At 45.5% G+C, this 3,841-nt stretch carries 3 protein-coding genes; 2 read left to right on the top strand and 1 reads right to left on the bottom strand.

What is annotated here, in order from left to right:
• A partial coding sequence (locus LUQ50_RS00575) for a DUF2178 domain-containing protein (protein ID WP_300034591.1) occupies positions 1 to 323 on the bottom strand: 323 nt, incomplete at its 3' end.
• A 401-nt stretch (positions 324 to 724) separates the two neighbouring features.
• Here LUQ50_RS00575 and LUQ50_RS00570 point away from each other — a divergent pair.
• Both LUQ50_RS00570 and LUQ50_RS00565 read left to right on the top strand, forming a co-directional pair.
• On the top strand, positions 725 to 2,593 hold the full coding sequence (locus LUQ50_RS00570; protein ID WP_300034588.1) for a HAMP domain-containing sensor histidine kinase: 1,869 nt from the start codon (positions 725 to 727) through the stop codon (positions 2,591 to 2,593).
• A gap of 496 nt (positions 2,594 to 3,089) precedes the next feature.
• On the top strand, positions 3,090 to 3,841 hold a 752-nt coding region (locus tag LUQ50_RS00565), incomplete at its 3' end, for an MFS transporter (protein WP_300034585.1).

Genomic DNA, 3,841 nt, shown 5'->3' with positions numbered 1-3,841 from the left:
CCACTGTCATTCAATCCAACTCCCGTGCCCCATCCGCCGGAAAAGTAAAAGGTGAGTGCTGCAGCAAAAACAAGTGATGTAACAATGATGGTCAGTTCGAGAGATGTCCTGGCAGCTCTTCCGCTGATCTCATCTGATAGTGCATCTGTCATCACTTCTCCGATCTGCCGGTATATCATAGAGGTGATCAAGATCGCAGATATCACGAGAATTCCAATGAGAAGAAGATTTCCGGTAGTTATTCCAAAACCAAGAGCTAGGATCAGAACCCCGATGATACCAGCGAGAGTAATGTAAAATTCACTTCTTCGTATCTGTCGCATGTAACTTATATTACTCTTTTAGAGTAAATATCTTCTCAGTCTCTTGTTCAGATCCGGGTACCCGGTATCATCCTTCTGTACTCATCTGATGTTATCCTGTGTGTAGTTCCCGCTCTTCTGGTAATTTCTGAAAAACTAGTACTCTATGGTGAAATGAAGGTAGGGTATTTCCTGCTTATGTGGGCAACGATATCTAAATAAAGAGTGATAGGAGTTATTTATCAGAATCGTAATGGCCATTAGGAAAACTGCTACTCGGTTAACCCGGCTTCAGTTCGCGATCTTTTTTTCCCAGCCAGCCCCTAATTATGATCAGAATTACTCAGGAAGCCGGGTTTTAACCGTTCATTCTCACCTTCCCCACGTATCATCAAACCAAATTCCCTCTGAACCCCTTATTCATGAACCGAACCAATACAACGCTGAAAAGAAAACTCACCGTTCTCCTTTTCATTCTCATTCTCCTCTCAACGGCTTCCGCCGGGATAGGAGTCGGAATCTATTCGTATCAGCAGAATGTTGCACTGATCGAGAACACGATTCAGAGTGTCCAGCAGGAGACCCAGGACCGTACTGAAGCATTTTTCCTCATTCTTGCCGGAGCAGAACCGTCAATTGATTTAGAAATGAGCAGTGGTCTGCCAACCATCTCAAAGGAGATTATTGCACTGCATAAACCGGTAACCCTGATCACCCCGGAGGATCTCATACCCATTGCAGAACGAAATAACGTGGATGGTATCTACCTGATCAACACCACCGGGGTAATTTTTACAACGACCTATCCCGGGGACATGGGATTTGATCTGAAACGTGTCGGGCTTGAATCATTTTTACAGCACCTCATGAACGCCGGGAATATTTCCCTTGACCGGGCTGCGGTCAATGCACTCAACGGGGAGATCACCAAGTATGCTTATTACAGTCAGCCGGGAAGTAATTACATCATCGAGACCTCGGTTCAACTGAGAAAAGCCCTGTCCCAGACCAGATCCCAGGATTTCAACTCCTTCCTGATGGATGAGTTCCTGCCCAGGATCCAACAGGAGAATCCCTTTGTGCTCGATGTCGATCTCTTCTCATCCAATACCCTGAGTCAGTACTCTCTGGTTCATGAAGGTAGGAAGATGGATCCGGATATCTACCGGCAGGCCTGTGAAAAGGGGGAGGTCAGATATCTATCCGACAAAAATCTGACGGTTTACACACATTTCAGACCGAAGGAAAAGGAAGCTGATTATACCGGTAACCTGACCAGTAAAGTGGTGTACGATGTCAGTATGCCGGGACAGATATTATTTGAAACTGCATGGCATACGCTCGTTATTCTCATCCTGGTAACCCTGATTGCATTCCTGGTGTTTGGCAGGCTCTTTGACCGGTTGATACTCAGACGTCTTGATACGCTCAACAATGGTCTGCAACAGATAGGAGAGGGAGATTACTCAGCACGAATCGACGAATCCGGGGATGATGAATTCTCCCAAATTGCCAGGGAACTTAACCGGATGAGCGGACTCATTCTTGCCCGGGAAGAGGAACTGAAGCAACTGAACCGTGATCAGGAGGAGATCGTCAGACAGCGTACTGCTGAACTTCGGCAAGCAAAAGAGGCCTATGAACTGGCAAATATTAAATTGAAGATGCTCTCAGGCATCACCCGGCATGATATCCTGAACCAGATTACCGGACTATCCGGATTTCTTGATCGTGCCATGAGGGAGGTTCCCCCCGGGAAGATCTGTCAATATATCAGGGAATGCAAATCAATCGCTGGGATTATTCAAAACCAGATTCAGTTTACTCAGGTGTATGAAAATATCGGTACTCATGACCCCGTGTGGCAGAGTATCAGGGAAATCGTACAAAAGGCGATCCGGGATATTCCTGGCAATCAGTTGATATTAAACCTGGAACTGGATGGTATTCTGGTTCTGGCAGATCCGCTTTTTGAGAAGGTGTTTTACACGTTTATTGAAAATACCCTGCGTCATGGGGATCATGCGACACATGTCGCGGTCTCATGTGAAGGCATAGGGACAGAACTTGTGATCATCTATGAAGATAACGGAATCGGGATTGATGAAGATACTAAATCAAAAATATTCAGGAAAGGATTTGGGAAAAATACCGGATTTGGCCTATTCATCGCCCAGGAGATACTTGCAATTACCCATCTTACTGTAAGGGAGACGGGGGTATTTGGGAAGGGTGTGAGGTTTGAGATTCTTGTGAAGGATGGGTTCTGGAAACAGGAACACAGGGAATAAGTACCTGGGGTGAGTCATCCGGATACATATCATGTCAGATATCATTCTCAAAAATGGATGAATCGGAATTGGTTTATTATTTATGAGAGATCACAATGGATCTCAAGAATTTTTGACGAGTTCATAATGTATAACCGATATACCTGTTGACTTGGTGACAATTTTCACCGGTATACCGGTTATAGATATTGGTGATGTTCAGGGTGCGGTATTTATTTCCACGATGAGTTGATTTTTCGCAGGAACCTGATTCAGTATTCTTTATTTGGAATGTGGGACTTATTGCATAGTATTCCCTCAACAAATGAAGTGTGTTCCTGGTGAGAACTGATAATCTGTTCTTGAAGGATCCAATCACCCGTCAGCAGATGTATGTGCCGGAACAAGGAAAAAAATGAGCATCCTCATGAAATTTGATACGGTTTGAAATCTCTCCCTGTTTAAAAAAAGTTCACACAAAACAAATATATCCTGACTCTGTTCAACCTGTTACCCCATGTTCTCAATCACCTCCAATCACCTCCAACAGAAACTGCTTCTTGCGGTTGTAGCGATCGGGATGTTCTTAGATGGGCTTGATGGCTCAATCGTGACGATCATCCTCCCCCAGATATCAGAGTCATTCGGCACTGATACCGGGACGGTCTCCTGGGTCATCATCACCTACCTTCTGATGATTGCAGGACTCATCCTCATCGTTGGAAAAACTGCTGAACGAGGGCATATCAGGTCTATCTTCCTCTACGGTCTGTGTGTTTTTGCCCTTGGTTCTGCTGCATGCGGAATATCCCCTGATTTTGAAATTCTTCTCGCTTCACGGATTCTTCAGGGTATCGGGGCTGCCATGATTGCGGCTACTGCATCGCTGCTCTGCGTGACATATCTCCCGAAAGACATGTTTGGGATGGCCTTTGGAGCAATATCCATGTCGGTATCAATAGGGGTTGCCGCTGGTCCTGCCATCGGTGGATTGCTTGCCCAATACCTCTCCTGGCACTGGGCATTTCTGATTAATGTACCGATTGCCTTTCTTATTCTGATATTTGCCAGGTATGTTATTCCCCCTGATACTCCAAGGGAAAAAGAACCTTTTGACCTTTTCGGAGCAGTATTGGTCTTTGGGTTGATGGCGTCAGTGGTGTACGTTCTCGAACGCATTCCTCACCTGGGGGTCTCTGACTGGCAGATCCTGCTCTCTTGTGGCCTCTGCATCTTCTGTCTGATCTTGTTTATCGTCCATGAACGGAT

Source organism: Methanospirillum sp. (assembly GCF_028679455.1).
Lineage (GTDB): Archaea > Halobacteriota > Methanomicrobia > Methanomicrobiales > Methanospirillaceae > Methanospirillum.
The sequence above is the reverse complement of the archived record's forward strand: the minus strand, read 5'-3'. Positions and strand labels throughout refer to the sequence as shown.

Bases quoted from the DNA above. Each gene is read 5' to 3' on its own strand.
- LUQ50_RS00570 (WP_300034588.1), top strand. From the start codon at position 725: ATGAACCGAACCAATACAACGCTGAAAAGAAAACTCACCGTTCTCCTT.